Consider the following 621-nt stretch of genomic DNA (forward strand, 5'->3'; position numbering starts at 1 on the left):
AATCCGCAAAATCCCTAAAAGTTTGTAGGTTAAAGCGTACAAAAATGAAATTATGGAAGACTTTTTAGAAGGCCAAGGGGCTTGATACTTTAGTTAAATATTATTGATATTGTTTAAAAAAAGCCCTACTGTGAAGTGGGGCTTTTACTTGATATTTATAAAATGGCAAAAATTAATAAACCAATAACCTTTTCAATGCAATTTCCTGAAAGTGAATCAATATTCAATAGCTTAGGTGCTATAGATATAATATTGAATGCAGATACTCCTTTATTTATTGATCCATTACTAATTCCGAACTCAAAGTCTAAGATATGGTCAGAAAATGCTTTTAATTCATACAATAATTTCTTTAAGCGAGCGATTAAACTTTTATCAGCAGTAAAGCAAAGAAACTCTAAGGATATTGCTTGGAGAACTTTGAATAAAGATTTTTTATTTCATGAAATTAATTACACATGTTTGGGATATGGAGGAGGTAAAGGATCTGGTTGGGGAGCTGAATTAGTAACTAGAACTTTGAATACTGCAAAAGATATTGTAGATCTGGGTGTGGAAGACGTTGACTTATTCATGGCACTAGCTTTATTTGAGGAAGGAATTGGCCCTGATCGAATAAGT

1 pseudogene is annotated in these 621 nt (G+C 31.9%); it reads left to right on the plus strand.

The window, feature by feature from the left end:
• Positions 1-162: 162 nt before the first annotated feature.
• A pseudogene (locus AW165_RS18430) lies at positions 163-621 on the plus strand (hypothetical protein); the annotation flags it as partial.

This window comes from Acinetobacter sp. LMB-5, assembly GCF_001541635.1.
Taxonomy (GTDB): Bacteria; Pseudomonadota; Gammaproteobacteria; order Pseudomonadales; family Moraxellaceae; genus Acinetobacter; species Acinetobacter pittii.